Source organism: Streptomyces purpurogeneiscleroticus (genome assembly GCF_020024005.1).
Lineage (GTDB): Bacteria > Actinomycetota > Actinomycetes > Streptomycetales > Streptomycetaceae > Streptomyces > Streptomyces purpurogeneiscleroticus.
This window is the reverse complement of sequence record NZ_NHSG01000369.1, coordinates 1-4,517: the sequence shown is the minus strand read 5'-3', so window position 1 is coordinate 4,517 and position 4,517 is coordinate 1. Positions and strand designations below refer to the sequence as shown.

General features: G+C 72.0%; 4 protein-coding genes and 1 pseudogene. All 5 read left to right on the top strand.

Features of this window, described 5'->3' with window-relative positions:
• The first annotated feature begins 77 nt into the window (after positions 1-77).
• On the top strand, positions 78-569 hold the full coding sequence (gene ispF, locus CCS38_RS26295; RefSeq protein WP_223735805.1) for a 2-C-methyl-D-erythritol 2,4-cyclodiphosphate synthase: 492 nt from the start codon (positions 78-80) through the stop codon (positions 567-569).
• 318 nt (positions 570-887) lie between these two features.
• Positions 888-1,292: a PPOX class F420-dependent oxidoreductase gene (locus tag CCS38_RS26290; protein WP_223735804.1), complete on the top strand. Its 405-nt coding sequence runs from the start codon at positions 888-890 to the stop codon at positions 1,290-1,292.
• Positions 1,293-1,454: 162 nt separating this feature from the next.
• Entirely contained in the window at positions 1,455-2,852 is a 1,398-nt protein-coding gene (gene cysS / locus CCS38_RS26285; RefSeq protein WP_223735803.1) for a cysteine--tRNA ligase, read from the top strand.
• Positions 2,853-3,000: 148 nt separating this feature from the next.
• Positions 3,001-3,954, top strand: coding sequence for a 23S rRNA (guanosine(2251)-2'-O)-methyltransferase RlmB (gene rlmB / locus CCS38_RS26280; RefSeq protein WP_223735802.1), 954 nt, complete (start codon positions 3,001-3,003; stop codon positions 3,952-3,954).
• 318 nt (positions 3,955-4,272) lie between these two features.
• Positions 4,273-4,517, top strand: a pseudogene (locus tag CCS38_RS26275) (hypothetical protein); the annotation flags it as partial.

Sequence of the window (4,517 nt, the reverse complement as noted above, 5' to 3'; positions counted from 1 at the left end):
CCCCTACCCGTCCGACGAGCGGGGGCGGGGCGGAGTTCTCGCGCGGTTCGATGTTCACTCGCAGGGAGGAAAATTTCATGGTCGCGTTGCCCCAGGTGGGGATCGGGACGGACGTACACGCCTTTGAGCAGGGGCGTGAGCTGTGGTGCGCCGGCCTGCTCTGGGACGAGGCGGCCAGCGGCGGCTACGGCCTCGCCGGGCACAGCGACGGCGACGTCGCCGCGCACGCCGCCTGCGACGCACTCTTCTCCGCTGCCGGCATCGGCGACCTCGGCGCCCACTTCGGTACGAGCCGCCCCGAGTGGTCCGGCGCCTCCGGCGTGACCCTGCTCGCCGAGGCCGCCCGCATCGTCCGCGCGGAGGGCTTCGAGATCGGCAACATCGCCGTCCAGGTCATCGGCGTACGCCCGAAGATCGGCAAGCGCCGCGAGGAGGCCCAGAAGGCCCTCTCCGAGGCGGCCGACGCCCCGGTTGCGGTCTCCGGCACCACCACCGACGGCCTCGGCCTCACGGGCCGAGCCGAGGGCCTGGCAGCCCTGGCCACGGCCTTGGTGATCCGCACGGCGTAATGCCCCGGGGCGCGGGGCCGCGCCCGGCTGCACCCACCTCGGCCGGCGCCGCCAGGGTCGGCCCGTCCGGCCCCCGCCGCCTCGTCCCCCCTGCGGGTGAACCGCCGCTGAATCCGAGCAGGACGCGAACATCCCCCGCCCCCCGTTCGTCAGACGGGGTGGGGGCCCCAAGGGCTGCGTATACGGGCGCAGCGGTGAACTCCTCGTTCCTCAAGGGGAATTCCTCGCCGTGAGGGAATTCCCCGGCCCGTACGGACGTTGGCCCGGCAGCAGTAGTCGACCGAGCCCGTTCCGTACGCTCCGCAGGAAGGAACCGCCGTGGCAGTCGAGCTCTCCGAGGCGCTCAAGAAGGTTCTCGATTCCCAGGTGCTGGTCACCGTGGCCACCATCCAGCCCGACGGCAGCCCGCAGGTCTCCCCGGTGTGGGTCAAGCGGGACGGCGACGACCTGCTGTTCTCCACGACCGAGGAACGGCGGAAGGCCGCGAACCTGCGGCGTGACCCCCGGGTGACCGTCGTCGTCCAGCCCGCCGACGACCCGTACATCTACGCCGAGATACGCGGCACAGCGGAGCTCAGCACCGACGGCGCGCAGGAGCTGCTCGACGAGCTCTCGGTGAAGTACACGGGCAAGCCGTACGCGGAGTTCAACACGAGGGCCGGCCGGGACGGCACGCGCGTGGTCGTCCGCATCAGCCCGCGGAAGATCGTCGGGCGCCTCTGACCGACCCGGTCGCGCTCCCGTCGCGTACCCCTTCCGCCCTCACCACGCATCCCCGGGCGTACCACCGCGAAGTGGCGTGGAACACCCGCGAGTATCACGCTTCTGTGTCTCCGTGGGCCATCGGGTCGCGGGGCACTGCCTCGTTCCGTCTACCCTTGATGCGTGACCATTCGCCTGTACGACACCAGCGCCCGGCAGATCCGTGACTTCACCCCGCTCACGCCGGGCTGCGTCTCGATCTACCTGTGTGGCGCGACCGTGCAGGCCGCCCCGCATATCGGGCACATCCGGTCGGGACTGAACTTCGACATCATGCGCCGCTGGTTCGAGTACCGCGGCTACGACGTGACGTTCGTGCGGAATGTCACGGACATCGACGACAAGATCATCAGGAAGTCGGCCGAGCAGGGCCGCCCCTGGTGGGCGATCGGGTACGAGAACGAGGTCGCGTTCAACACCGCGTACGACACCCTCGGCTGCCTGCGGCCGACGTACGAGCCGCGCGCGACCGGACACGTCCCCGAGATGATCGAAATGATGCGCGGCCTGATCGAGCGTGGCCACGCCTACGCCGCCGACGGCAACGTCTACTTCGACGTGCGCTCCTTCCCCGGCTATCTGGAGCTCTCCGGCCAGGAGCTGGACAAGCTGCTGCAGCCCTCCGGCGAGGGCGAGACCGGCAAGCGGGACCCGCGCGACTTCGCGATGTGGAAGGCGGCCAAGGAGGGGGAGCCCAGCTGGGAGACCCCCTGGGGCCGCGGCCGGCCCGGCTGGCACCTGGAGTGCTCGGCGATGGCCCACAAGTACCTGGGTGAGCAGTTCGACATCCACGGCGGCGGCGTCGACCTCGTCTTCCCGCACCACGAGAACGAGATCGCGCAGGCCAAGGCGTTCGGCGACGAGTTCGCGCGGTACTGGGCGCACAACGCCTGGGTCACGATGAGCGGCGAGAAGATGTCCAAGTCGCTGGGCAACTCCGTGCTCGTCTCCGAGATGGTCAAGCGCTGGCGCCCCATCGTGCTGCGCTACTACCTCGGCACCCCGCACTACCGTTCGATGATCGAGTACAGCGAGGAAGCGCTCCGCGAGGCCGAGTCCGCGTTCGCGCGCATCGAGGGCTTCGTCCAGCGCGTCGTGGAGCTGGCCGGGGGACCGGTCGAGCCCGCCGCCGAGGTGCCGCTGGCCTTCGCCGAGGCGATGGACGACGACCTGGGCGTCCCGCAGGCGCTGGCGATCGTGCACACGGCCGTCCGGCAGGGCAATTCCGCCCTGGCCGCGGACGACAAGGAAGCGGCCGTCGCCCGGCTGGCCGAGGTCCGTGCCATGCTCGGCGTGCTGGGCCTGGACCCGCTGGACGAGAAGTGGTCCGGCGGCGGCTCGGAGCGCGGCGAGGACCTGCACGGCGTCGTCGACTCCCTCGTCCGCATGGTCCTGGACCAGCGCCAGGCGGCCCGCGCCCGTAAGGACTACGCCACCGCCGACGCGATCCGCGACCAGCTCCAGCAGTCCGGGCTCGCCATCGAGGACACCCCGTCGGGGCCGCGCTGGTCACTGTCGTGACAGACGGCGACGCCCGCGCCCCGGTGGACGCGGGCGGCGCAGCCCCCGCCCCGGTCGCCCGTGCAGGGCGCCGCGGGCGACACTCATACGTATACGCAGCAGACATCCACGTCGAGAGACGTCGAGAGCAGTAAGAAACAGGTGACCCATGGCCGGCAACAGCCAGCGCAGGAACCGCCGCACGTCCAACAAGAAGGGCATGCAGGTCGGCAGCGGCGGCCAGCGCCGCCGGGGCCTGGAGGGCAAGGGCCCCACCCCGCCCGCGTCCGCCCGCAAGGGACATGTGAAGAACCGCGTCGCCAACGCGAAGGCCAAGCAGGCGGCCCACCGCCGCCCGGCCCCGCGCCGCGGCGGCGCCAAGGGCACGGCCGAGCTGGTCGTCGGCCGTAACCCGGTCGTGGAGGCGCTGCGCGAGGACATCCCCGCGACGACCCTCTACGTCCAGCAGTTCATCGACAGCGACGAGCGGGTGCGCGAGGCGCTCCAGCTCGCCGCCGACCGCGGCATGAACATCCTGGAGGCGCCGCGTCCCGAGCTGGACCGGATGACCAATGGGCTCAACCACCAGGGCCTGGTCCTGCAGATCCCGCCGTACGAGTACGCGCACCCGGAGGACCTGGCCGCGGCCGCGTTCGACGCCGGCGAGGACCCGCTGATCGTCGCACTCGACGGCGTCACGGACCCGCGCAACCTCGGTGCGGTGGTCCGTTCGGTCTCCGCGTTCGGCGGCCACGGCGTGGTCGTACCGGAGCGCCGCGCGGCCGGCATGACGGCGGGTGCGTGGAAGACCTCCGCCGGTACCGCAGCGCGCACGCCGGTCGCGCGCGCCACCAACCTCACCCGCACGCTGGAGTCGTACCAGAAGGCCAACATGATCGTCGTGGGCCTGGCGGCCGACGGCGAGGTCGAGCTGCAGGACCTGGAGCCGCTGGACGGCCCGGTCGTCATCGTCGTCGGCAGCGAGGGCAAGGGCCTCTCGCGCCTGGTCGGCGAGACCTGTGACGTGCGCGTCCGCATCCCGATGCCGGGCGGCGCCGAGTCGCTGAACGCGGGCGTCGCCGCGGGCGTCGTCCTGTGGGAGGCGGCCCGCCGCCGGGCCTGACGCCACATAGGTGCGCTTCGCGGGGGCGGGCGGTTGCCCGCCCCCGCGTGCGTTGCCCCTCCGGCCGCCCCTCCGCGTGCGTTGCCTTTCCGGCCGCTGCCCGCGTGCGTTGCCTCCCGGCCGCTCCCCGCGTGCACAGCCCCTCCGGCCGTCCTCGGTCCGGTCGCATACCGGGCCGACGGAGCTCGGGAACCGGGCCGGCACCCGGCGATAACCCCGGGCAGAACATCACCCTCCGTACAACCCGGGAAGTTTTGACGGGTCTCGGACAGATCGACGCGGTCAAGGCAGTGTCTTAAACGCTGGTCACTCGGTTAGATGAGCGTGGACACCAGAACACCCCGCACGCCTACGGGGGGACGCTCGCCGGGCTTCGATGACGAGCCGGTACTGAGCTCGGTCAAGGTGCCGTGCGACCCCGCGCAGGTCATCGTCAATCACGCCAGCTTCCGCGTGCAGCTCGCGGCCCCCGTGTCGGCGGGCGCCGCGCGGGGTGCCACGGCCGGCGCCGCGTCCGGCCCGGGTACCGCCGCTGCCGGCTCCGGCGCCGCGGCGTCCGGGCC